Annotated in this window: 22 protein-coding genes; 4 read left to right on the forward strand and 18 right to left on the reverse strand. The window is 46.1% G+C overall.

What is annotated here, in order from left to right; all coding sequences use genetic code 11:
* Positions 1 to 585 (forward strand): transposase (locus tag Q8W40_RS13885; RefSeq protein ID WP_305397981.1); only part of this gene is annotated, 585 nt, incomplete at its 5' end.
* 22 nt (positions 586 to 607) lie between these two features.
* On the opposite strand, the gene Q8W40_RS13890 is transcribed toward Q8W40_RS13885, so the two are convergent.
* The 11 genes from Q8W40_RS13890 to Q8W40_RS13940 all read right to left on the reverse strand — a co-directional run bounded on the left by Q8W40_RS13890 (position 608) and on the right by Q8W40_RS13940 (position 14,221).
* The gene (locus tag Q8W40_RS13890) at positions 608 to 1,672 is read right to left on the reverse strand and encodes a hypothetical protein (RefSeq protein ID WP_305397982.1); all 1,065 of its coding nucleotides are present in this window, start codon (positions 1,670 to 1,672) and stop codon (positions 608 to 610) included.
* Between the two features lie 149 nt (positions 1,673 to 1,821).
* Positions 1,822 to 2,208 (reverse strand): NUDIX hydrolase, encoded by a 387-nt coding sequence (locus Q8W40_RS13895; protein ID WP_305397984.1) that lies wholly within the window; start codon positions 2,206 to 2,208, stop codon positions 1,822 to 1,824.
* A 145-nt stretch (positions 2,209 to 2,353) separates the two neighbouring features.
* Positions 2,354 to 3,337, reverse strand: a complete 984-nt coding sequence (locus Q8W40_RS13900) for a hypothetical protein (RefSeq protein ID WP_305397986.1) — start codon at positions 3,335 to 3,337, stop codon at positions 2,354 to 2,356.
* A 395-nt stretch (positions 3,338 to 3,732) separates the two neighbouring features.
* On the reverse strand, positions 3,733 to 4,491 hold the full coding sequence (locus Q8W40_RS13905) for a maleate cis-trans isomerase family protein (protein ID WP_305397988.1): 759 nt from the start codon (positions 4,489 to 4,491) through the stop codon (positions 3,733 to 3,735).
* The gene (locus Q8W40_RS13910) at positions 4,488 to 5,546 is read right to left on the reverse strand and encodes a carbon-nitrogen hydrolase family protein (protein WP_305397990.1); all 1,059 of its coding nucleotides are present in this window, start codon (positions 5,544 to 5,546) and stop codon (positions 4,488 to 4,490) included. The genes Q8W40_RS13905 and Q8W40_RS13910 overlap by 4 nt, the downstream gene beginning before the upstream one ends.
* 9 nt (positions 5,547 to 5,555) lie before the next feature.
* Positions 5,556 to 6,470 (reverse strand): fumarylacetoacetate hydrolase family protein, encoded by a 915-nt coding sequence (locus tag Q8W40_RS13915; protein ID WP_305397992.1) that lies wholly within the window; start codon positions 6,468 to 6,470, stop codon positions 5,556 to 5,558.
* Between the two features lie 75 nt (positions 6,471 to 6,545).
* A complete protein-coding gene (locus tag Q8W40_RS13920) occupies positions 6,546 to 7,676 on the reverse strand; it encodes a cupin domain-containing protein (RefSeq protein ID WP_305397994.1) in 1,131 nt (376 codons plus the stop codon).
* A 27-nt stretch (positions 7,677 to 7,703) separates the two neighbouring features.
* Positions 7,704 to 10,034: a bifunctional salicylyl-CoA 5-hydroxylase/oxidoreductase gene (locus tag Q8W40_RS13925; protein WP_305397996.1), complete on the reverse strand. Its 2,331-nt coding sequence runs from the start codon at positions 10,032 to 10,034 to the stop codon at positions 7,704 to 7,706.
* Positions 10,031 to 10,558 (reverse strand): acyl-CoA thioesterase, encoded by a 528-nt coding sequence (locus Q8W40_RS13930; protein WP_305397998.1) that lies wholly within the window; start codon positions 10,556 to 10,558, stop codon positions 10,031 to 10,033. Before Q8W40_RS13930 ends, Q8W40_RS13925 begins: the two co-directional genes overlap by 4 nt.
* Before the next feature lie 12 nt (positions 10,559 to 10,570).
* A complete protein-coding gene (locus Q8W40_RS13935; protein ID WP_305398000.1) occupies positions 10,571 to 12,034 on the reverse strand; it encodes an indolepyruvate oxidoreductase subunit beta family protein in 1,464 nt (487 codons plus the stop codon).
* 9 nt (positions 12,035 to 12,043) lie between these two features.
* Complete coding sequence (locus Q8W40_RS13940) at positions 12,044 to 14,221, reverse strand: indolepyruvate ferredoxin oxidoreductase subunit alpha (protein WP_305398002.1); 2,178 nt, start codon at positions 14,219 to 14,221, stop codon at positions 12,044 to 12,046.
* On the opposite strand from Q8W40_RS13940, the gene Q8W40_RS13945 reads away from it, so the two are divergent.
* Positions 14,220 to 14,366 (forward strand): hypothetical protein, encoded by a 147-nt coding sequence (locus tag Q8W40_RS13945; RefSeq protein WP_305398004.1) that lies wholly within the window; start codon positions 14,220 to 14,222, stop codon positions 14,364 to 14,366. The two genes, Q8W40_RS13940 and Q8W40_RS13945, sit on opposite strands and share 2 nt — an antisense overlap.
* A gap of 234 nt (positions 14,367 to 14,600) precedes the next feature.
* Here the strand turns inward: Q8W40_RS13945 and Q8W40_RS13950 are convergent, their stop codons facing one another.
* Together Q8W40_RS13950 and Q8W40_RS13955 are read right to left on the reverse strand one after the other, a co-directional pair.
* Positions 14,601 to 16,250 carry a phytoene desaturase family protein gene (locus Q8W40_RS13950; RefSeq protein ID WP_305398005.1) on the reverse strand — a complete coding sequence of 550 codons (1,650 nt, stop codon included), beginning with the start codon at positions 16,248 to 16,250 and terminating at the stop codon, positions 14,601 to 14,603.
* Positions 16,251 to 16,327: 77 nt separating this feature from the next.
* Positions 16,328 to 17,113, reverse strand: a complete 786-nt coding sequence (locus Q8W40_RS13955; RefSeq protein WP_305398006.1) for a cyclase family protein — start codon at positions 17,111 to 17,113, stop codon at positions 16,328 to 16,330.
* A 440-nt stretch (positions 17,114 to 17,553) separates the two neighbouring features.
* Between Q8W40_RS13955 and Q8W40_RS13960 the strand changes: the two genes are divergently transcribed.
* Together Q8W40_RS13960 and Q8W40_RS13965 are read left to right on the forward strand one after the other, a co-directional pair.
* Positions 17,554 to 19,062, forward strand: a complete 1,509-nt coding sequence (locus Q8W40_RS13960) for a catalase (protein WP_305398008.1) — start codon at positions 17,554 to 17,556, stop codon at positions 19,060 to 19,062.
* Between the two features lie 226 nt (positions 19,063 to 19,288).
* Positions 19,289 to 19,756, forward strand: coding sequence for an ankyrin repeat domain-containing protein (locus tag Q8W40_RS13965; protein WP_305398010.1), 468 nt, complete (start codon positions 19,289 to 19,291; stop codon positions 19,754 to 19,756).
* Between the two features lie 127 nt (positions 19,757 to 19,883).
* Here the strand turns inward: Q8W40_RS13965 and Q8W40_RS13970 are convergent, their stop codons facing one another.
* From Q8W40_RS13970 to Q8W40_RS13990, 5 genes are all read right to left on the reverse strand, one after another.
* Complete coding sequence (locus Q8W40_RS13970; protein WP_305398011.1) at positions 19,884 to 20,990, reverse strand: GGDEF domain-containing protein; 1,107 nt, start codon at positions 20,988 to 20,990, stop codon at positions 19,884 to 19,886.
* Positions 20,991 to 21,177: 187 nt separating this feature from the next.
* Entirely contained in the window at positions 21,178 to 21,975 is a 798-nt protein-coding gene (locus tag Q8W40_RS13975) for a FadR/GntR family transcriptional regulator (protein ID WP_305398012.1), read from the reverse strand.
* Entirely contained in the window at positions 21,944 to 22,894 is a 951-nt protein-coding gene (locus Q8W40_RS13980) for an ABC transporter ATP-binding protein (RefSeq protein WP_305398014.1), read from the reverse strand. The genes Q8W40_RS13975 and Q8W40_RS13980 overlap by 32 nt, the downstream gene beginning before the upstream one ends.
* Complete coding sequence (locus tag Q8W40_RS13985) at positions 22,891 to 23,700, reverse strand: oligopeptide/dipeptide ABC transporter ATP-binding protein (protein WP_305398016.1); 810 nt, start codon at positions 23,698 to 23,700, stop codon at positions 22,891 to 22,893. The genes Q8W40_RS13980 and Q8W40_RS13985 overlap by 4 nt, the downstream gene beginning before the upstream one ends.
* Complete coding sequence (locus Q8W40_RS13990) at positions 23,697 to 24,644, reverse strand: ABC transporter permease (RefSeq protein ID WP_305398018.1); 948 nt, start codon at positions 24,642 to 24,644, stop codon at positions 23,697 to 23,699. The genes Q8W40_RS13985 and Q8W40_RS13990 overlap by 4 nt, the downstream gene beginning before the upstream one ends.
* Positions 24,645 to 24,749 lie beyond the last annotated feature (105 nt).

Here is a 24,749-nt window from a genome sequence, read left to right on the forward strand (position 1 = left end):
AACATTCGCCTTATGAGCGACTTAGTTACACGACGTAACCAACTACTCACCATGCAGACCATGGAAAGAAACCGACTTCAAATATTACCAAAGAATATCGCATCCACGATTTCTCCCATTCTTACCGCACTAAAAAATCAGATAGAGAAAGTAGAAGAAAAAATAGAGAAACTGATTGATAGTTGCCCTGAGTATCAAACCAAAAACGCGGTTCTTCAAAGCATGCCAGGCGTTGGAAAAGTCCTGGCTGCCTCCTTAATTAGCAACGTACCTGAGTTAGGTCTTATCACTAATAAACAAGCTTCTTCTCTCATTGGTGTCGCTCCAATAACAAGAGAAAGTGGACGCTTTAAAGGTAAGCGGATGATACAAGGAGGTCGAGCTCAGGTTAGAACCGTTATGTACATGGCGATGATGTCGGCTATCCAATGCAACCCTGTTTTTAAAGCAACTTATAAACGATTACTTGCGGCAGGAAAGCCTAAGAAAGTCGCGATAGTTGCCTGTATGAGAAAGATGGTTGTGACACTTAATTCAATGCTAAGAGACGGTGTAATGTGGGATAAAGATAGCGTCAAAAATTAGCTATTGACTCCATAGTCTCTTGTTATGCGCCTGATGACCAATAAGTTGTGAATATGATGTTAGACACAATACCCGTGGCAATACCAACAACGATGGACAAGATAAAAGAATACAACTTCATCGAGTACTTACCATCGGCTTCTTCTTTAAACTGTTCAGATTTTTTGGTTAGCAGGATATAACTTGGCTTACTCGTATCTGCCGAGGTCTCCGCCCAAACCCCAATAATAACAGAAGCAATAAGAGAAAAGATTGTAAATATGAAAACTGAAAAGAAGAACTTACCCCAATAACCGCTGGTTGAAATTTCGAGCAATTTATCGACTTTCTCCTGTACCGCTACAGATGACCCAAGTAAGGGTTGAAGGTCACTTAAATTACTATTACTTATATGGTCAGCTGAATAGAAGCACGCAGCAATTGAGCATATAAATAGACTTAAGCTAAGTAAAACCGCAATTTTCCCAGAGTGATTTCTTATAAACTTACGAAAAGGGCTTTCTGGCAACAGTATATGTTTGATGTGAGAGCTCAATAAAGACTCAATATCAGCTCCCCAAGATCTAGCTGTATGCTCAATCCTAAACGACATTATGCCTGCAGAGCCAAAGACACGTGAAAGAGGTAAAATTGGAGAGTCGTCTGAACTAAAAATTGCTATATTTCCAGACATCTTCGTCCGAAAGCTTAGTTCTATATTCTGACGTTCAGGATGTTCCCTATCTTTAAATTGAACGATAAACGACCAGCTCAAGTTAACTTGCGTGACAACTAACGGCTTTACTTCTGTATAACTTTTAAAGTCCTCAAGACTGTCAAGCAAGACACTGGAATTGTCATCGAACTGTAGCTGTACGTTGAACTTAATTAATGATGAGTCATTTTGTTGATTTACACGTTGATTAACAAGGTGATAAACATTTTCAATATCATTATGTGCAATTGAAAAAGAGCCACTGTAGGCTTTTTCAATTGTCTGAGGTTTACCTAATAGCCCACCTAAAAATTTGCTAAAATTTTCTGGCTCACAAGGTAAAGCGATCATAAATTTATCGTCTTTAGCCACTTTTTGTAGAACTTCATTCATTTATTCATATTCCTTGAACTTACTTAAGGCGCATAACGCCAGCTTAAACCGCAGACAACGCACAAATCAAGCCGCTGCACTGCGCCTTAAACACTTAAATCACTGCAAACTAAAAGTGCCACGCGTTGTTTGTCGGTTTGAAGCTTTTGTTATGTGTAATTTGCCAAGTGCATCTCTATAAAATCAAGATCTGATTTGTAGAAATCAACTAAAGGAATTTCTTCTAAATCAAACCAATAAAATGTTTGTTGCCTTTCTTTATCAACAGCTATTGGGGTAGAACTCTCATCGGCCAAGAGTAATACGTAGTGAATGTCACCGCCAAACTCATTTCGAGCTTGATGACACCCCAAGATTTTTAGGTTCTTAAGACCCGTCTCTTCCCACAACTCTCGAATAGCAGCTTGCTCACCTGATTCGCCACTATCTACTGCGCCACCTGGAAACTCAAAAACCATTCCTTTATTGTGACGAAATCTTCGTTGAATAAGCACCTTACCGCGTTTTACTACTACAGCCATTGATAAATTTTTCATGCCTCACCCTCAAATTTCGTGACACACATAACGCCCAATTAAGGTGTGAGCCACGCTACCACGCCACTCAATTTGGACATCGTAAACACTGAACTAAACCCGAACTAAAAATGCCAAGCGTGGGGAATCACCCTTAAATTGTTTGTTAGGCATTTACAAGCTCTACGCTCATTTTCTTGATGTTATTCAGTTTTTTGCAATAAGAAACTGACTCTTCTGTGTGCTTACTAATAAGAAAACTTACAGATTCACCAATATACCCCGTTAATAATACCAGAGAGTTAATTATCGTTAGCAAGCGATAAAAATTAGCTTTATCATCAAAATCAGTAACAAATCCATGTACGATAGCGTTTCTATTTAAGTTAATATCATTGCTGTAGCTACCAGTACTTGAATAATAGTCATTTTCAACTACAAATTTAATACTTTCAATGAGTTGAACTACTTCATTAAATTGGTCATGAAATTTAACAGATTTAAAGTCTGATGGTATCCAATCGTAACCATGAAAAACAAATTCATTTATGACCCTCTTTTGCAACTTTTCTAATACATTTATTAAATCTTTAACCCCGACAGACTCGCTACAATTAACTTCAATTCTCATCCCAATATCACGAATCAAACCTTCAATACAAGGGATCAGCGATACTATCGAGACAGAATAGAGACCAAAGTGAAATGCTTCTATCGATTGTTTAATTATTCTTAAGTATTTTTCAGTTAAATTATTATTTTGATAATGACAACAATAAAGCCTAGCAATAAACTCTGTAGGGTACCATTTACCAAATTCATGGCTAATATTTTTACTGTCAGATTTAACAGCATTAGAAAATACATCTAATTCTTCAACGGTAATTAGTGGTGGAACTACAACTGTTACTGTATAAAAGGTTTCACGTAATTTGGCAACATAGCTTGAGTTTTCGGGAAAGCACTCTTTCTTAGGGAAGAAAGCGATTTCTCCTCCTGTTTCAATCCGAAATCCGTTGATCTGTATGTTAGAGTTTATCGTAACCTCACTAACAACAGCATCCAAACCAATAAAATCTTGTAAGTCTTCCTTCGAATGTAGCTTATGTTGCCTTTTGCATTTTCTATATAGCTCTTGAAAATTAGTCAATTTGACACCTCTGATGTAAGCCTGAATGCCTAACAACTTATTAGACCGATACAATCCACCTATCTCTGTAGCTCGTATCCACCTAACATGCTTGTGCTCTGTTCTTAAACTATTTTAAATTCATACGATTATGCCACGAAATTGATTTCATAGGGTTGTGAAGTCTGGAAAATGTCGAGCTAAAACGCGATTGTACAAAAAAGTATCAGCTTGGTTGTATATACAGTAAGAAATGATCGGGTATCACAGCCGTGAGATATACACTGACTAAGGCATAAAAAAGCTGCCTGCCTTGGGGGAGACAGGCAGAAATGTAGTGCTCGGTTAAGGGGATCCGCTTTTCTCGCTCGAGTAGCCTCCCATGTGGAAATCCAGTTTCTTTTAGTCCAAAGTTCTTAATATTTACCTGAAAGCAGTGAACCAAAATCAGGTACGTGGGTGTCAATGCCTAGCTCTTTCATCATTTTGTATGCCGTAGCAATAGATGAAGAAATAACAGGGATACCAATGCGATCTTCAATAGGCTGTATCGAAGGTAAGGAAGGCATCTGTACGCATGCAGAAGCCACCAGCACGTCCACCCCTGAAGTTTGCAGCTTCTTGGTTATCTCAATAGGGGCTCTCGGATTTTGTGTACCTACCTCTAAGTTATTCGATATTTCCAATGAAAGGCTATCAACCACTTCAATCCCCTCACTTTCAATATAGTCAATCACAAGGGCGGTGAGCGGTTTCATGTATGGTGCCAACAGCGATATTCTTTTAGCTCCTAAAGCATGAAGCCCTTCAACCAATGCGCCAGCGCTCGTCACTACAGGGCAGTTAGCCCCATTTTGTGTCGCTACATCATTCAATCGTTTTTCCGATTCGCGGTGGTACCCCCGCCCCATGCTCATTATCGCGACCAAGCAGGCATAGCCCATCACATCCACGTGCGCATCGGACAATTCCAACGCGCACCGCAAGCTGTCGCTGTCCATTTTTTCCAGTTCAGATTTTGTCACGTTCTTCATTCGCATTCGCGAAGAATGAAACGTAAATCGTTCAGGGTGAACACTTTCTCGCGCTCGGAAAATCGCGGGTACTTCCGTTTCCATTGTAATGTTGGAAGACGGAACAATTTGACCAATACGAAAACGTTGTTTTGTCGTCATAAGTCGCGCTCCTTAGCGGCATAGGTTTTATCTATGTTTGTCTCTGCCAAATTATCCAAGGCGACATTATCCGAGGCTTGTTCGTCACCATCGTGAAAATGGGCAGGCTGAATCGGATTGCGATTCACATGAAGTTGGAACACGTCGAATCGATTGTAGTGCCCCGTTATGTCATGCATCTGCCTTGGTTGAATACACTTGTTTAGATCAATCTCCGCATAAACAATACCTTCTTCATCAATGAGGGGTTCACCTAATACGCGTCCGTCGGGGCCAATAAACCCAGTGAACGCACTGCTTTTTCGCTTCAAGAGCACTTCAGATTCTGGGTGCGTCTTTTTAAATGTGTCGATGATTTCCTGTGAAACGATCGAGCAAGACACCGCCGTAAACACTTTACCTTCAAACGAGTGCGCAGAAGATCGGAGCTTTATGGCTTCTGCCATATTGTAATCTGGCGGTGCGACGGGCAATGAAATGTAGTTTGCGACATGCATCAGTTCTCCCTGAGCAAGCAAAGAAAAGCGAGCCAGAGTATTGGTATTCTCTCCACAAGCTAACGCACCAAGCGGGCCAACCGACGTTTTATGCACTTTCAGTTGCGAGCCGTCTCCCGGTGCCCAAGTAAGCTTTTCCGCCCACGTTGGCACGAGTTTTCGGTGCTTCCCTATTATCTCGCCCTCATCGCTGATGATCACAATCGTGTTATAAAGCGTCCCAACGCCCACCGAACTTCGCTCGTTCACACCAATCACCACATTCGCCTTAAAGCGAGCGGCTTGCTGGGCAATTTTCTCGATTTCCGGACCTGGGATCTCAATTGCACATTTGCATAGCTTTTCAAACCAAGGGCTACCTTCTGGCGGCGTCATGATCCAGTTCCAATAGGGGTAACCGGGAATGAAGACTTCAGGAAACGCAATCAATGTCGCGCCCTCTAGCGCCGCCTCTTCAATAAGATCGCATGCTTTATCAACGGTCGCGTCTGTATCGAGAAAAACAGGCGCAGCTTGAATGGCGGCAGCTTTAAATACATTCAGTTCTAATGCTGGCATAACGCCCCCTCACTTTGCCGCAACAACAGAATGTCTGAGGCTGCCTACGTGCTCAAGCTCAGCCTCAATCACATCACCGGGCCAAACCCACTCTTGAGGTTCGCGCCCAGCCCCCACACCTTCTGGCGTTCCCGTTGCAATAATGTCGCCGGGTTCGAGTGTAATCCCTTTGCTGATATCGTTGATGAGTTCATTCACTTTAAAAAGCATATGACGAGTATTCGAATCCTGTTTCGTCTCGCCATTCACCTTTAAACTCAAATTCAAATCCTGTGGATCAGGGATTTCATCTGCCGTCACAATGCACGGACCAAAAGGTGCGAACGTGTCTTGCCCTTTTGAATAAATCCATTGACCCGCACGGCGGCAATCTCTGGCACTCATATCGATAAGCAAGCTATAACCAAACACGTAATCCAGCGCAGACTCTTTAGACACCCCTTTGGCTTTGGTGCCAATAACAACCGCCAGTTCGACTTCCCAATCCAATTGTTGGGTGATTTCGGCATTGTGCTCAATCACATCATTCGGTCCTATCACCGTCGTGGGCGGTTTAGAGAAAATCACCGGCTCCTTTGGCAGTGCTTTATCGGTGTCCAAAGTACGGCTCGATTCAGCAACATGCTCAACGTAGTTCAAACCGATCCCGAAAATGTTTTTCTTAGGACGAGGGATCGGAGCCAGTAATAACGCATTAGCAAGTGGAGTACAGCAATCTGCTGGCCAGTTTTTATCGTGACTTTCGAGCAATTCCGTAGCAACGCGAACGACATTCGGTCCCAGCTCGATAAAAGACTGCATACAACTGGGCAGATCAATATTGTTATGGCTCGCGAGAATGGCAAGATCAATCACTTGGTTATCGACCAATGCCCCCAAGCGCGATTCCGATTGAATGTGTGGGCGAAAAGTAACAAGACGCATAATAAATTCCTTTTTCGAGTGAATATTAGTGTGAATATTCTTTTTGTTTGGACTTTTTAAACTAGCCGTTTGAAACTAACGGTTTGGCACTGCTTGATGCCCATCGTTTTCTGCTAGCGCTTCCTCTCGATACAAGCCCAGTGCTTCAATGGTGGGCAGATCACTGAAGCAAAACAGGCACGCATCTTCCGTATCAGAGGCGTTCACATGTTCATGAAATGCCCACGAAGGCACACAGAAGATGTCTCTTTCCTTCCAATCAAAACGTTTGCCGTTAATGATTGAATGCCCTTTTCCTTTTGCAACATGGTAGATAAAGCTGCCTGTGTGGCGGTGCGCTTTGCCCTTAAATCCGGGTCGTAGCATTTGCATACTCGCGCCCATGGTTTTCATCACATGCCCCCCTGTAACAGGGTTGGTGTAGTGCATTAAAATATCGTCGTAGGGGTTACCATCGGACACCGCCGCCATCTTCGTTAGCGCGTCGTAGGTGGGTTCCCATTGGTATTTAAATAGAGGGGAATAGGGCTTATCCCAACTCACGTTTTGAGGACGTAGTGCTCGCCCAGCCCAAAGCCCAATCGAGTTATCAACGGGCTGCGTGATCGCCTGATTTAAGTCTGGGTGAACCTCATAAAAGCCCGCTTCAAATGCGTTAACCAAAGGAATGTCGAGCCCATCTTGCCAAATGCACGGCGTACCACCTTCTTCAACCCCATGCTCGTGCCATGTACCGTTGGGGGTGAGTACAAAGTCGTTTGCACCAAGAGGCATTTTTTGCCCGTCCACAATGGTGTAAGCGCCGCTGCCTTCCATAATAAACCTGAGAGCAGAAGAAGAATGCGCATGAGCACTGGCTGCCTCGCCGGGGAACATCACTTGTAAGCCTGAATACAACCAACCCACCGCAGCGGCAACGTCTTGGCGACCCGGATTGTTCAAGTAAACAACGCGTCTGCCCGCTTGTTCTGGGGTGACCAACTCCGCCGATTTAAGCACTTTGCTGCGAAGGTCTTCGTAACGCCACAGCACAGGTTCAGACTCCGATTTAGGCTCCCAAGGTTCTATTTTGTTCGCCACCGTCCAAAGTGCCCCAGTATTAAGCGCTTTAAGATCTTTGTAATAAGAAACCAACTCCGGGGTATCGGCGACATTGGCTCGACCGATCACATCTTCAATATAATCATCGTAATTTTCAGTAGACATGGTGTATCTCCTTTAATTGGATAATGTTTACGCTCTCGTATTGAGTAGTTCTGGCTCTAGTACTCTTCGATTTTTCGGCAGAGCCGCTAGATATGGTCGAGGCAAAGGCAGTGGCCAATCCATGCGGTTGCATTCATCTATCAACCAATTGGGGCTGAGCATGAAAGGACGCGCTAACGCACACAAATCGGCCCGACCCGCTGCGATAATGCTGTTGACTTGGTCAGCGTCTGTAATATTGCCAACCGCAATGGTGGGTACGTCGCCTTCATTGCGGATGCGATCCGACATTGGGGTTTGATACATGCGTCCGTACACGGGTTTTTGTTCCGGTGTCACTTCACCGGTAGACACCACGATCATGTCGGCACCCGCTTGTTTAAAGAGACGGGATATTTCTATCGCTTCATCAACTGTTGTGCCGCTTTCCACCCAATCGGTTGCAGAGATACGAACGGAAATCGGTTTGTCTTCTGGCCATGCTTCGCGAACGGCAGCAAACACTTCGATAGGGAAACGAACTCGGTTCGTTAACGCGCCTCCGTAGCGGTCTGAACGGGTATTGCTGATAGGCGAAATAAAGCTCGACAGCAGGTATCCTTGGCTTGCTTGAAGCTCTAACCAATCAAACCCAGCTTGATCGGCTCTTTTGGTGGCGTCCACAAAGTCTTGAATCATGTTAACCATGTCTTCGCCCGTCATTTCTCTTGGCACCGGGCTAACGTTGGGTAAGTAAGGAATAGGAGAAGCAGACGCCGTCATCCAGTTGCCTTCTTTTAGCGGGTGATCCGGTTTTTCCCAGCCGAGTTGAGTGGAACCGCGACGCCCTGCGTGCCCTAATTGAATCCCAATGCATGCCGAGCTGTTTTCGTGAACATAAGCGGTAATGTCTGCCCACTTGCGCTGCTGTTCTTCATTCCAAATCCCAGCGCAGCCTTCTGTAACGCGTCCACTTTTCGACACCGACACCATCTCGGTCATAACAAGCCCAACACCGCCTAGAGCACGGGCACCTAAATGCACCGTATGCATGTCTGAGGGCATTCCATTGTTGGCGCTGTATAAAAGCGTTGGCGACACAACCACTCGGTTCGCTAGTGTAACGCCTCGCACCTTATAGGGAGAAAGTAACGGCACGGCGCTTCCATTGCTAGACACCTCACATTGAGCCTGTTGCAACCATTTTTCGTAGCGATTAATCCACGCAGGATCACGTAGACGGAGGTTTTCATGAGAGATCCGCTGAGAGCGCGTCAGCAAAGAATACGCAAACTGCTGTGGCTCCATGTCTTCATAACGTTCTACGTTTTCAAACCACTCTGTCGAGTTCCTAGCCGCGTTTTGAATCTTCATGACTTCTACGTTTCGGATTTTTTTGTAGTATTCCAAGCCCGATTTAATGTTCGATTTGGACTGCCTTAAACATTGAGTCAGCTCTATGGCATCTTCTAGAGCTAACTTGGTGCCAGAACCAATCGAGAAATGCGCGGTGTGCGCGGCATCCCCCATAAGAACCAGCGGTACGGTTTTCGGCGAGTTTTCATCCGGTTTAATCCAATGTACCCAGTTCTCGCAAATCACTCTAGGGAATTGGATCCAAATGGCAGAACCTCGTAAATGGGATGCATTGGATATCAGTTTGTGGCCGTCCAACCATGGGGAAAACAACTGTTCACAAAATTCGATGCCTTCTTCTTGGCTCATCTTATCGATGCCGGCTCTATGAAACGTTTCGTCGGTGGTTTCGACAATGAACGTCGATCGGTCTTCTTCAAACTGATAAGCATGAACTTGAAACCAACCGTACTTGGTGGGCATAAACAAAAAGGTAAACGCATCGAAGATCTTTTCGGTTCCTAGCCATACAAAGCGGCACTTTCTTACGTCGATGTCTGGCTTAAAATCCGATTCGTATTTAGTTCGAATCGCACTGTTAATGCCATCGGAAGCGATAACCAGATCCGCGTCGTATTCACGAGCGATGTCTTTTTCGTTCTCTACATTGGTTTCAAAAACCAACTCGACCCCGACTTCTTCACAACGGGCTTGCAGAATATTGAGTAATCTTTTCCGCCCAATACCAATAAATCCATGCCCAGAACTGCGAATGGCTTCGCCTTTAAAATGGATATCAATATCGCCCCATTTGCTGAATTCAGATTCAATGGTTTTTGCAGAAACCAAATCGGCTTTTTGTAAGTTCTCTAGCGTCGCATCGGAAAACACGACACCCCAGCCAAAGGTGTCATACGGTCGATTTCTCTCTATCACCACAATCCGATTTTCGGGGTTTTCCAGTTTCATTAGTAAGCCGAAATACAGCCCAGCTGGTCCTCCGCCAATGCAAACAATATTCATAGGGTACTCCTTTGTTTTTTCGTCCCTTCTTTGGAAGAAGAGAGTTCGTTAGTCGTAGAAAGCTCCTGATGAGAAAGCTCTTGAGGAGAAGACGGCTCAAGGGCAGAGGCATTTAGAAAGTATTGGATCGCGATATTCAGTTCTTCAGGAATAGGAATCGAGCAGTGCGTTTCTAAAGAAGTGGTCACTAAGGTTTGTTGAACCTTCATTCTCGGATCGCCGTTCTGCCCGATACAGCGGTATTCAAGGGTGAACGATTTCGTTCCGAGGCGTACCACTTCGAGCTCTAGGTAAACGTCGTCTCCCATCTGGCTCACTGCGGTAAAATCTGCCTCTAAGTGGACAATAGGCATTCCGAATTTGGCGCGCCCAATGTAGCCAGCAAAACCACCTTCGAGTATGGAATCAACCCAGGCTTCTAGCAGGTCATTGAACATGACGAAGTACTGCGGATAGAACACGATACCTGCCGGATCGCAGTCCGAAAATCGTATTTTATAAGGTAAAGAAAACGAACGTTTCATTGTTCCTCCTAATTAATCTAATGAGTACTGGGCTTTAAGGGTGTTCAGTTTGGCGCCATGTTCGTCGGCCAGTGCGGCTTCCCTTAACTCCCTTAAGAGATCTGGTGTTAATTGTTTCGGGTAGCGCTCGGCGACAGACATGACTTGCCGGTAGTTATTCATCCCGCGCTTGTGGGTGTCTCCGTAACCCTTCACCAACCGTTGGCACAAGGCGATTTCTTTGGCTATCGCAGGGTTGGTGAGCGCGGTGCGCTTGATCCGTTCAATCCAATCCAAAATGGCGGCTCGTTCGTTTTTGTAACGCAGGGTGATTCGGCGGCATTTACGCCAATTCGCCAATGAAAACAGCAATAAAAAACCCAATAGCGAGCTGGTTCTCACCACTCGCCCCTCTCGGGTCAGCTTTGTGACCAAGCCTGATAGCATCTTCGAATGCTTTAACCAACGCCCTAAGGAAGCAGGCAATGAATCGCAAATCTCATCCAAACCGGGGTGCATGAACTCTTCGATTTGCAGTAGCTGCGTTTGGGCTGCCCCCACTTCTTCTCTTACCCGTTGAAAACGCGATGCACGTACTTTTAAATCCGCCACTCTCATTACGTCTTCATAGCTAAGCCAAAGCGCCAAGTGTCTCGCAACAACTTCTAGAAGCTGTGGGTGCTCGGTCAAAGACATTTCCTTCAGCAAGTCGACGTATTCTTGCGCGTAGTTCAGATCTTGATAATCCAATAATCGCTCAATGCCACTACTGATCGTCGCTTGGCACTCTTGTGGGAAGGTGCGGCTTAAGGGGTGAAACGAAAGGCGTTGATATGTTGGCTCGGCGTCGGGCTGTTCTGTCGACCCAGTCGATGTTAAAAGACATGCGGCGTTAAACGCATCTAAGCTTTCTTTTACACCAATGCCACCTTGTTTGATGGTGTGTTCAAACGCTTCTCTAGAAAAAGGCAGTACACCCGATTCGCTCAACGCCCCAAACAACACAGAGCTGATCACGCTTTTGTTTTCTGCAGCCACTTTCGCCATATCAAATTTAATTAGGCGTTTAGAGGATTTTTCTGCATGCGCAATCAAAGAGTGGCTGTCGACACGCCCGTCGCCCATATCGGAACGTTCTTGATAGGAATACACGCGGTGTGTTGAAGAAATCAGAACCGTTTGCGCTCTTGTGACTAGCCCACGTTGTATTGCTCGCCCTGCCTCCATGAGTTCCGACGTCAGCACAATGTCGACGTCTTCGGGAATGGGCATTAAAGCCAGTACAGGTACAGCGTTATGCTTTTCCGCGATGTCTCTGGAAAACAGCTCCACGTAGTAAATGGTTGAGCCGGTTCGTTGGGCAACCCCAGGCACGGATGTCGTTTGGGCATAAAACCCATTCGCTTCGGCTAAATGTACGATCCAGTCGGCTAATACGCCTCCCCCTTCTCCGCCCATAGCAAGAATGGCAATTTTAATGGGTTTGTTCAGATTCATACGTCCTCCTTACCCTTCTACGCGGCTAATTTGGCGCTCATAGATATCTTGAAGCCAGTGAATGATTTTGCTTTGAATGCGCTGCCACATGGCTTCTAGTTTCTTAGGGTGGGTAATGATTCGTGCGCGATAAAATGACGGGCAAAGCACAGCAGCGTGGGAAACCTCGCCACATAAGCCGCACCCAACGCAGCTATTGAGCACCGTGGCAACGGGGTCTTGCCTCAATGGATCGGGGTTTGTTTTTATGGAAAGCGATGGGCAGCCAGAAAGGCGAATACACGAATGATCACCAGTACAGGTATCCGAATCTATCCCAAAGCGTTCGCGAGCGTTTCTCACGCCATTGGCAATGTCTTTTCGAACTTGTCGCTTCACCCTTCTCTGCTTATTGAGCATGCATTCACTTTGAGCAACGATGACTTTGGGGCCACCCTCTTTTGTTGTGAGCGCTTCGCGGAGGGTTTTCATCATCTTTTTCAGGTCATAAGTTCGCTCAACGGTTTTTATCCATTTCACGCCAACGCCTTTGGCCGCTTTTTCAATATCGTGCCCAGTACTGCGGCTTTCGTTTTTGGCGACGGACGACAAAATATCTTGCCCGCCAGTTGCCGCGGTATAGCGGTTATCGACCACCAGCGTCACGTGATCGCTTTTGTTAAAAACAGCATTCGCGATACCACTGGTTAATCCGTTGTGCCAAAAACCTCCGTCGCCCATCACGGCAATGGCGCGCTTTTGCGATTCGGTGTGAAAAGCGGAAACGCCGGCACCGCCCAATCCATAACCCATCGTGGTATTACCAAGATTGAAAGGCGGTAAAATGGAAAATAAATGGCAGCCAATGTCGGCGCTCACGTGATGAGTACCAATCTCTTTTTCCAACATTTTTAATGCCGTAAATACTGGCCGCTCTGGGCACCCCGTGCAAAAGCCAGGGGGACGAGGGTTAATCAGGGTATTAAGCGGCTCGGGCTCGACTTCCTTTACTGGGCTTGGCTCACTAATTTCGACGACCGAGATATTGGAGCCGATGTTGTTGCAGTCTGTGTTGTGTGAAATGTCATACTGCCCCAAAAACTGCGAAATGCCTTTGATCAGCGTTTTGGCGTTGTACTCACCCGCTAGGGGCAACACGTCTTTACCATGCAGCTCTGTGGTGATTTCTCTTTGCTTAAAGATACTGGCGATGTTCTGTTCAATAAAATTGGGTTGCCCCTGCTCGATAACCAGAACCGCATCCTTACTTTTGCAGAAGGATTCGAGCTCCTCGTCCACCAACGGGTAGGTCACGTTCAACACGTATAATGGGATGTCGGACTCGCCATAAATGTCGCTCACCCCCAGTTTTTCGAGGGCGCGAATCACATTGTTGTAGCAGCCACCTTGGAGAACTAGACCAATATTCTTCTCTTTGCCGGAAAAGAATTCGTTGAGTTGGTTTTGCTGAATGTATTCCACAGCCGCGGGCCAACGCTTCGTGATCTTTTCTTCTTCGTGTAAAAAGCTCGCTGGAGGTAAGACAATTCGGTCGATGTCTCGATAGGGGTTTTCGATGGCATCTTTAGGCGTGTATTTCGCACGAACGTTATCGGACGTTTCAAACTGGCCGTGTAAATGACAAGATCGAATGCCAATTTGCAACATAACGGGTGTGTTACTGGCTTCTGAAAGCTCGAACCCTGTTTTTACAGCGTTCACAATAGCCGGAATATTGGGGCGCGGATCCAACAACCAGATTTGCGATTTCATGGCAAAGGCATGGCTTCGTTCCTGCATGATGGAAGACCCTTCGCCGTAGTCTTCTCCCACAATGATCAACGCCCCACCTTTAACGCCACCCGAAGCCAAGTTGGCGAGCGCATCACTGGCAACGTTGGTACCCACTGTCGACTTAAATGTGATGGCACCGCGAAGGGGGTAATTAACCGACGCCGATAACGTTGCCGCAGCGGTGGCCTCACTTGCGCTGTTTTCAAATCTCACATCGTATTCCGACAGCACTTCTTGTGCATCGGCTAACACATCCAATAAATGCGATATGGGCGAGCCTTGATAACCCGCTACGTAATTCACACCGGATTCCAAAAGCGCTTTCGTCACGGCGAGTATCCCTTCGCCGCTAAACACTTCCCCTTCCCCTAAACGAAGTTTGCTCATTTCGTTTACAAAAGATCGTTCAGCCATGTCTTCCTCTCACTTCCTTGTTGACTGCATTTTTCAACAGTGTTTGCTGCGTAATGTGCGGTGCGATTTCGGCGTCATTGCCGCAATATTGGCGACAGCACTTTCTGCGCGCGTTGCTGTATTTCTGCTTGCTGTGTCTTATTAGTACAAAGCACCAGAGGCTCAACATCAATCGATAAGAAGGGGTGAAAATCGCTTTCTCGCGAGTAGTGGATAGAGGGTGCAGAGACTGGATAACTTCTTCGTGTATAAGAAGAAATTGAGTTTGGATGTACCGACAAAATCGCGCTGAAAACGAAAAAATCACGCTCTAACGAAACGATAGAAGCGTGATTTAATTGAGGGAAAAATCTCTATTTATGGAAGCAAGAAATCAAGACTAAGAAAAAAAGCGTTTCTTGAGCAGTTGCCGCGCGACCAAATAGCCCGACGTGGCACCTAAGCCGGGGCCTGGGTGGGTGCTCGCACCAATATGCAGCACATTTTTCACCGATGTTTGGTGGCATTTTGCCGAGCCAGTAGGGGCAAACGGTCGTAGCCAGAAAAACTGATCTGGGCTGCACACACCGGAATATGGGTCGCCCCCCACTAAGTTGCAGTTTAACGATTCCAAATCGGCAGGGCTGTAGGATTTACGCCCCACAATCAATGACGAGAATCCCGGCATCACGTTTTCTAGTCGATCTTGTACACGCTGTGCAACCGCTTCGCGAACCGCTTCTGTCCATTGCCCATCTTCGGGTATTGGAATTTGATTGAGTTCATCTCCTTTCAACTTAGACGGCAGTTCTTGCATCTGAACCCACAAGATCCAGCCACCTTCCGGCGCTCGGCTCGGGTCGACAGCAGTTGGCTGACCAATTCCCAGCGTCGGTTTTGCAGGAATGACGCCGTTATTTGCTTGCGTGACCGACAAACACACTTGCTCCATGCTTTCGGTTAAATGGACAAGAGGCACGTTCAACAATTCTGGCTCAGTCCATGGGGGCGGCGCGCTGAGTGCAAAATGCACCTGCATGCCTCCGCGACCGAATTGATAGCCTTTTGCTCGCCTTCTCACCTCTAAAGGAGCCTGTTTTTTGTTTTTCAAAAATCGTCCGTAGAGCTGATCAGGAGCAACGTTGCACACCACATGTTCCTTTGCGGAATAGAGGGTCTGGTTTGCAACAACGCCTTGAGCAACCTCTGTACTTCCTTGAGCCGAAAACGCATTCTTCTTTGTTTGGGTGACCATTTCGTCCACGTTTGCATCATGAATAATGGTTCCACCATACTCTTCGATGACCTGTGTTAAAGCGCGAACGAGGTTATTACTGCCCCCTTTCACTACCGGCATTCCACCTGCGACGACCGCTGCAAACGTGAGTTTTCCAATCAGAGCCGAACTCGCTTCATCTGGCCCTAAACCTGTGTGAAGAACCCAAGGTGCGATCAGCGCACGAGTTTTGTCATGTTGAAACGTTCTTAACGACCATCGACGGCAGCTTTCAAGGGAGTTCGACATAAAAGAAAGCAACCCGTTCGTTCCACGCTTTCGCCACTCGCTAACAATCAAACGAACAAGGTTCAAGCTGAACGGTTGGTTATTGAGTAAACCAAAGGTGAGAGACGCATCCTTCCCAAACAGCGTTTCTGCGCTTGTCCCGAACGCGCTGCCATCTCCCGGACAACAAGCCTCTAACCTTTTCACCGTGTCTTCAATATCACTTTTAAGAGCCAAACCAGTGCCATCAGGAAAAACGATACCAGTTGAATAGTCATTTTGAACAAACTCCACGCCTTTTCTATCGAGTGCCTCTTTAAGCTCACCGTATCCAGCCCCTCCCACAAATAAGGGATACCACATCGACATAATGTCGTGATGAAAACCAGGGAAGAGTTCTTCAGTGCGAATACACCCTCCAGACACCGAGTTGCGTTCTAAAATCAACACGGATTTGCCGTTCATTGCGAGGATCGCGGCACACACTAAGGTGTTTATGCCGCTGCCAATAAAAATCACATCTGCATCAATACTGCTTTTTTTCATGCTACTGCCTCTTTGCCTAATCCTTTATTCAATGAACAGCTAACCTATTAGCTCGATCCTAGTTCGTTAGACCTTGCTTAACCGCCGACCAAAGCAAGAACACGGAGCGGGCTGCCCGAGCCCCCTTCTATTTTCAGTGGCGCGGCGACAATCAAAGCACCAGTGGTAGGAAGCTGGTCCAAATTTTTGAGGCACTGCAACCCGTATTTATTGGCGCCATGCATTAGGGTATGGCAAGGCAGTGGCGTCGGCCACATAAAGGATTGTCCTGCGTCGGTATTAATGGTTTCGACGCCAAAACCCAGCACGTTTCTTTCGTTGATCATCCACTCCACCGCATCTTGAGTCGGCCCTGGGGTGTGAGTGCCATCTTCTTTCATGTTTAAGAACGCAGCAGGATCGTTCACTCGTTTCGACCAATCGGTTCGAAACAGAACCCACGCACCCTCTGGAATGGTGCCATGCTGGCTTTCCCACGATTCAAGAAAATCTACCGTAAGTAACCAATCGGGGTCGTCAGCGACCTCTTGGCTGGCATCCACCACTACAGCAGGGGCGACAAAGTTATGAACGGGAATGGTATCGACCGAGTTTTTCGGGTGGTCTTTTCCGCTGATCCAGTGAACAGGGGCATCGAAGTGGGTGCCTGTATGTTCCCCACAACGGAAGTTATTCCAGTACCAGCCCGGACCATTTTCATCGTATTGAGAAATCGTTTCTTTTTTAAATCCCCAAACCTGACCAAATTCTTCCGGTAGCTGTAGGGCTGGGAATTCTTCATTCAATGTTTGGGTAAGATCGATAACCTGAACTCCACCATTGCCCAAACTTTCTGATAGTGCATTTAGAATTGCGTCCGACATAGCTCTTTCCTTGTAATAGCAACCATGAGTTATGTTTATAGGAATTGAAAATGGGTTCTATCCGAATCAAGAAAACTGTATCCAATCGATGCACCAAACTGTTAAAACTGAACACAAGAGAAAGGGAGATAAAAATAACAGGATGAAGATAAGCAATATGAATAACTGCTCGCGAATGCTTCTTGAACGGCTCTAAATTCAGGATTTATATAGTGTTTCAAAACACCTTTTTGAGTTACTTGTCAATTGATTTAGATTTGCGCTATGCTATTCATTCTCTCCTTTCGCATCAATATCACATCAAGTTGCACAGAACTCGCATTAATAGAAATCACCAATTGATTTTATAGAAGAAACCTATTTCCAATCATAAATGTAAAGACCCTATACTGCTTGTTGGCAGAAAAGAGCTTTGAATCTTGTATATAAAGGAAGCAAATATGCAGGTCGTCAAAAGCTTACTTATCGTCTCAATTGGGGTTGCGTCTAGTGCACATAGTACAACAATGACACGTGACAACGGCGCACCAGTTGGCGATAACCAAAACTCGATTACCGCGGGTCCTACAGGTAGTGTCTTACTTCAGGATGTGCATTTAATTCAGAAACTTCAACGGTTTGCTCGTGAGCGCATACCGGAAAGAGTCGTCCACGCCCGAGGGACAGGTGTGCATGGTGAGTTCGTGTCTAGTGGGGACTATACCGATCTTACTTTGGCAGCACCATTCGCCCAAAAAGGGAAGAAAACGCCTGTTTTTGTACGTTTCTCTACCGTTGTTCACTCAAAGGGTTCACCGGAAACATTAAGAGATCCTCGTGGTTTCGCGACCAAGTTCTATACGGACCAAGGTAACTGGGATCTGGTTGGGAATAACCTTCCTGTGTTCTTTATTCGTGACGCCATTAAATTCCCGGATATGGTGCACTCTTTGAAACCATCACCTGTATCTAATGTGCAGGATCCGAATCGCTTTTTTGACTTTTTCAGCCATGAGCCAGGGTCTACCCATATGTTGTCTTGGGTTTATTCCAATATGGGTGTGCCAGCAAGCTACCGAAAAATGGACGGTTTTGGCGTTCACGCATTTAAGTGGATCAATGCCGAAGGCGACGTTAATTACGTGAAATTCCAGTGGAAAAGCCAGCAAGGCACACAGGGATTACGTCCGAAAGAAGTGGTTGAAATGCAAGGTAAAGATTTCAATCATTTAACCAATGATCTGTACAGTGAGATCAATAAGGGCAATTTCCCTAAATGGGATCTATACGTAAAAGTCCTAACGCCAGAAGCTTTGATGAAGCTAGATTACAACGGTTTGGATGCCACCAAAATGTGGCTCGATGTCGAAGATAAAAAAGTCGGCACCATGACGCTAAACCGAGTACCCGATAACTTCTTCCAAGAGACAGAACAGTCGGCGTTTGCGCCTTCTAATCTCATTCCGGGGATAGAACCTTCAGAAGATCGCTTATTGCAAGGTCGAGTTTTCTCGTATGCCGATACTCAGCTTTATCGCCTTGGAGCGAACCACTCGCAGTTTCATATAAACCGTGCCCGTGTGGATGTGCTTAACCACAATCAGGAAGGGGCATCAAACAACGGCAACACTAAGTCGGACATTAACTATCAGCCAAGTCGACAGTTAGCGCTGGCGGAAGATACTCAGTTCAGAGCCGTACAAACAGAGTTACAAGGGACGGTGCAACAAAAGGCCATCAGTAACCCACGTAACTTCTTCCAAGCTGGTGTGTTTTACCGAAATCTAACACCTCAGGAGCAAGAAGATTTGGTGACGAATCTAGCCGGCGACCTTGGTCGAGTGAGCGATGAGAAAACGAAGCACATCATGCTTAGCCACTTCTATCGAGCAGATGAAAACTTCGGCATGGCGATCACCAATGCCGTTAATGGCGACATCAATAAAGTGAAAAAGATCGCAAGTATGTAGCTGATTTAAAAATGAAATAAGTACATCTAAGCCCCGTGCGCCACTTCCCCTGCTCTTTTCTGCCAATTAGAGTGGTGGCGTACGGGCACCTTAAACTTGGCTTTTTCCTAACACTAAAAGTCAATAAAAACAGAAAGTCACTGAGAACTAATCGCTACTGAGAACTAATTGCTACTGAGAACTAATTGCTACTAAGGCAAATTGCTATTAAGAATAGGAGGTTGCTATGAAATCCCTACTTATCCGAATCTTGCTTGTTAGTACTATCTGGCTGCCATCACTTAGCTTTGCAACTCAAGCATCCCAACCCGATTCGCTGGAGAGTCAGCAAAAGTCGTTGATTCAATATTTCTTTGCCGCAGCTCGAACGGGCGAAGAAGAGGTCGTACGCACCTTTGTAAAATCGGGCTTCCCCATTAATCAAATAAACGCTCAAAGTTACACCGCACTTATGGTCGCTGCGTACCACGGGCAATCTGAAATCGTAAAAACATTGCTCCACTATGGCGCAGATACTTGCATCCAAGACAAGCGCGGTAATACCGCCATCATGGGGGCTTTGATTAAGGGAGAGTTTTCTATCGCCACAACCTTGTATGGCTATGATTGCGACCCTACGTTAAGAAACAAAGCGGGCATGACACTAGAAGAGTTTGCTGAGTTTTGGGGGCAAAAAGGCTTGTTAGTAAAGTAAGAAGCTGGATTGGTAAAGTAAAAACCTAGTTCGTAAAGTAAGAATCAGGTTGGAATTAAAAGGCAGGTCATTGAGGTAAAAGGCTAGCTCACCAGCGAGCAAACCGGCCTTTATCCTCATATGTGAATTAGCTAGAACTAGAGGCAAATATGCATTGCTGCTGATTGGCCAATTTCGCTTGATACATGGCGCTATCGGCAGCCTTTTTCACTTGCTCTAAATCCTGCCCATTTTCCGGTGCAATGGCAGCGCCAATACTGACACCAACGGTATAATAATGACCATCGTACATGATGGGCTCACTCATCAACGTTTGGATTTTACTGGTTATTGTTTCTATATCTTCTTTTTCACGAACCTGCTCCAGCACCACAATAAACTCATCGCCCCCCACTCGGCTCGCAAACCCTTCATGTTTCACGACGGCTTTTAGGCGCTCTGCCGTCACTTTCAAGCAGTGATCTCCCGCATCGTGTCCATAGGTATCATTCACCGCTTTAAACTTGTTTAAATCCAAAAACAGGAGACCAACGTGATACTGAGTATTTTTATTTCGCTTGAGTGCCTGATAAAAAAGGTCTCGCATTAGTTTAAACGTTGGTAACTGAGTGAGATCATCGTGATTCGCTTGCCACTGAATGTAGTCTCTTTGAAGCTGCAGTTCGTGCATTAAACGTCGAGTTGCGTCCCGATATTTATACAGTGAGTAACTGGTGATACTGAAAAACATCATCATGCAAATCACGTAACCCGCCCAATGTGCAGGGCTGTGTATCAGGTCGACGACCAATATTTTGGGCGTTAGGTAGTCCATTATAAAGGCCGTTCCCACCAGCACCGTAAAAATGGACACCGCCGCAATATAGCGGTTTGTCCATGTTTGGCTGAAACACATTGAGACCACAAAAATAGACAATGGAAAGAGTAAAATACTGCCGGCCATAGGCCCTATGGATATAAACCCTAATGCAAAATTAATGAATAGGATCACCACAATACAAATGGCTTTCTTATGCGTTCTGATTTTTTTGCGGCGAAACGTTATGAGCAATAAGCAACAAACCAAAAAAAAGTTAATGGCTAAAGTCAGGTTGAGCCCATAATTCCATGTACGTATCGCAAGAGCAGATAACCCAACGATACTGTACAAACTGCCTAACACGAGAATGAGATTAATCAGCTTCCTTCTCACCGACGCTTCTAAATGAGCGACTTTATTGTTTTTCAGGTACATCTTGATTCCCCACCAGATAAAGCAAAAAGCTTCTATAGTCTTAAGCAAAGTGTGGGTAATTTGGAATGGAGAACAGATTCAAAGTTGATATATTTTTCATAAATTCTCATTTATTAACCAAATAAGAAAGATTGCATAAGTTTGTGTTGTACTTATGGCTCTACAAAAAAGCTCTTTAGATTAAAAATCAGTCATGCCCTACGGGCGGTAAAAAGCGCTTAGATAATTCTAATTCTTGTTTTTCCATGCGCTCCTGAGCCATCGTCATATGCTCGACCATGATGTCTCTTGCCAACTCTGAATCCCCTCGTCTAAGCGCATCAATTAGCTTTAATTGATAGGCAGTACCTTTGGCCCACAGCTCTCTATTGGGTGGGTTATACAATTCGCGGGACACCGTCATATCCGTCAGCATTCTGCTCATAAATCGAATCATAAACCCAAGCATAGAGTTGTCTGCCAATTCCGCTAATACGATGTGAAATTGCAGCGAGTCGACATGATGATCTCGCTCTTCTTCTAAGTTCTTAGCAGGCTCAGTATATTTATTGATGATACTTTCTAACCGCTGTAAATCGGCTTCTTCCAGCTTCCCCGCTAAGGAAGCGGCAAGTTCCGGCTCCAGTGTACGGCGCAGTTGGTAAATGTCCGATACAGAAAGGTTTTGAAAGTAGAAGTAGTTACTCAACAGGTTACTGGCCAATGGCTCTGAAACCGCGTTAACGAATGCCCCACCTTTAGGACCAGTACGAGTGCGTATGAGCCCCTGAACTTCCAAGATACGCATGGTTTCTCGGATCGTACCCTTCGACATTTTAAACATCTCGATCAAGACATGCTCCTGAGGCAAAGGGTCACCCGGTTGAAGCCCGTGTTCCACAATCCACTGCTTTATAGCTTCAGCAGCACGATACGGCCGCCTCAATTTAGCGGTGTTTTCTTGGTTCAGACTGTTACTGGTGAACGGGGTGGTGGCACGCGACAAACTGATTTCCTTCTAGCTCGTTCAATTTCGGAACGCTTTCCATGCATTGGATACTGGCGTTTGGACAGCGGGAAGCAAAAGCACACCCTTTTGGCGGGTTAAGAGGATCTGGCAGTTCGGTTTCTTTGTCTGGTACTTGAATCGACCTGCCGACCACTGGGGCACTTTCCGCTAGCAACTTAGTGTAAGGGTGTTTGGGTGATTTGAAAATCTGTTCTGCACGACCCAGCTCGACTAATGACCCAAAATACATCACTGCCACGCGATCGCTCACGGCTTCAACCACCGCTAAGTCATGGCTAATAAACAGGTATGTCAGGTTATTTTTTTCTTTTATGTCGGCTAATAGATTAAGCACTTGTGCCTGCACAGAGACATCCAATGCTGAAACGGGCTCATCTAACACCAAGATTTCTGGTTTAGCGACCAGTGCTCTTGCTATCCCAATCCGTTGAGCCTGACCACCGGAAAATTCGTGGGGGTAGCGCTCTAGGAACTCTTCCCTAAGGCTGACTTGCTGAAAGGCATCTAGAATACGTTTCTCTCGCTCTGATTTGGCGAGTTGGTGAAGCGCCTTAAGTGGGGCTTCCATCGAGGCTTTTATCGTTCTTCTTGGATTAAGGGAACTGACGGGATCTTGAAAGACGTACTGTATGTGTTGCCCTAATTGCGAACTACCTTGCGAATCGTCTTGCGTGAATTCTAGGTCTCCGCTGCTCGGCTCCAATAAGCCCACCAGCATACGCGCCAATGTCGATTTACCGCACCCCGATTCCCCTACAATGCCTAACGTCTCTCCGTGCTCAACATTCAACGTTAAGTCGTTCAGTGCTTTTACCCCTTTTCTGTTTTGATTAAACCACCCTTTTGATACCCAGTAAGTTTTCGACAATGACTGTATGCTCAAAATAGTACTCATGCTTTCGCCTCCTCTGGGTAATGACAACGTACAAATCGCTCCCCTTCACGTTCTTGTGTAGGAGGCTGCTGATGGCACGATTCCGTCGCTTTGGTGCAACGCGCAGCAAAGTTACATCCAGTGGGTAGGTCGCTAGTGAGAGGCGGTAATCCTTCAATGGCGTGTAAATGTGTTTTCCCGCGTCCCAATTCAGGAACGCATTGAATGAGCCTGCGGGTATACGGGTGTTTTGCCGACGTTAGAACGTCGCCTGTTCTGCCCTCTTCCACGATTTCGCCAGCGTACATCACCGCTACGCGATCGCATAGCTGCGAGACCACACCAAAATCATGGGTGATAAACAATATAGCGACACCTCGCTCTCGACGTAATTCATCAAGAAGCGCGTTCATTAGACCGGGACCGAGCGCCGCCACAATGGCGAGAGCCAAAAGGATGTAAGGGAATGCCATCAGCATATCAATAGTGCGCATGAATACATTATCCACGCGGCCGCCAAAGTACCCTGCCACAATACCTATCGTGCTCCCAATAACAGCAGCCCCCACTGAGGCAGAAATACCCACCAGTAAACTGAGTTGCGTTCCCCACAATAGCCGAGAGAACAAGTCCCGACCTAAATGATCGGTGCCTAAAACATGGTTTGGAGAAAAGACGGGCAAAAATTTGTTGGCAGTATTAATGGCATTGGGATCTTGCAACCCTAGCCATGGCGTCAAGGCAATCGTCGCTATAAGCAAGCTAAAGACGACCAACGCGATCGCGGTTAGAGGGTTCCTCAGCAACAACGAAAAAAACAACTTCATGAACGGATCCTCGGGTCTAACCAGCTTTGCATCATATCCACGGCAATGTTGAACAGTACATAGCACATGGCGACAAACACCACGCCGCCTTGAACCAGTAAAATGTCTCGCTGCAAAATCCCGTTCACCAACATTCGACCTATACCCGGCCACTGGAAAACCATTTCGATATAAACCGCACCTGAAATCACAAACCCAGCCTGTATCCCAAGCACAGGAATGATCGATACCATGGCGCTTTTCAGGGCGTGCTTCCAAACCACCGAATGCTCACTTACGCCTTTTGCTCGAGCCGTACGGATGTAATCCAACCGCAGCACTTCCAACATGGCGGAGCGAGCCAAGCGAGCAATGACACCTGTTGCAACCGAAGCCAAAGCCAATGAAGGCATTACTAAGTGAGCGATGAGATCGGGCAGATCGCCTCCACCGTAAATGGCGTATATGCCAGAAACGGGGAACCAACGAAGTTGTATCGCAAACAGAAGAATCATCATCATTCCTAAGAAAAACGAAGGAATGGAGATGCCAAGTAAAACAACCAATGTCGTGAGTCTATCGGTCAATGAAAACTGTCGAGCGGCCGACACCACACCAACCACTACACCAAAAAAGGCACACAGAACAAAGCTGGTTCCTGCAAGAATCAAGGTGGCGTTGAAACGCTCCAAAACCTCGTCTAGTACTGGGCGATTAAGAGAGTATGAACGCCCCAAATCGCCTTGAAGCAGGTTCGATACCCAAATAAAGTATTGCTCTATCAGGCTTTTATCGAGCCCCAGTTCTTGGTTCAGTTTTTGGACATTTTCAGGCGTCGCGTACGATCCTAATATCGCCGTGGCAGGATCGCCGGGAATCAAAGACATGATTAAAAACACAATCACCGTAATGCCAAATAAAACAGGCACCGACGCTATCAGCCTTTGCAACAGGTATTGACCCATACCTTTACTCCATTGGTATTTGGGAAATAAGAACCGGAGCGAAAGCTCCGGCTGCTGTCTGCTCAATAATTCTAAGCTTAGTTAATGAAAATCTCAGTTAGTCAA

Origin of the sequence: Vibrio penaeicida (assembly GCF_030689305.1) — a bacterium.
GTDB classification, from domain to species: domain Bacteria; phylum Pseudomonadota; class Gammaproteobacteria; order Enterobacterales; family Vibrionaceae; genus Vibrio; species Vibrio penaeicida_B.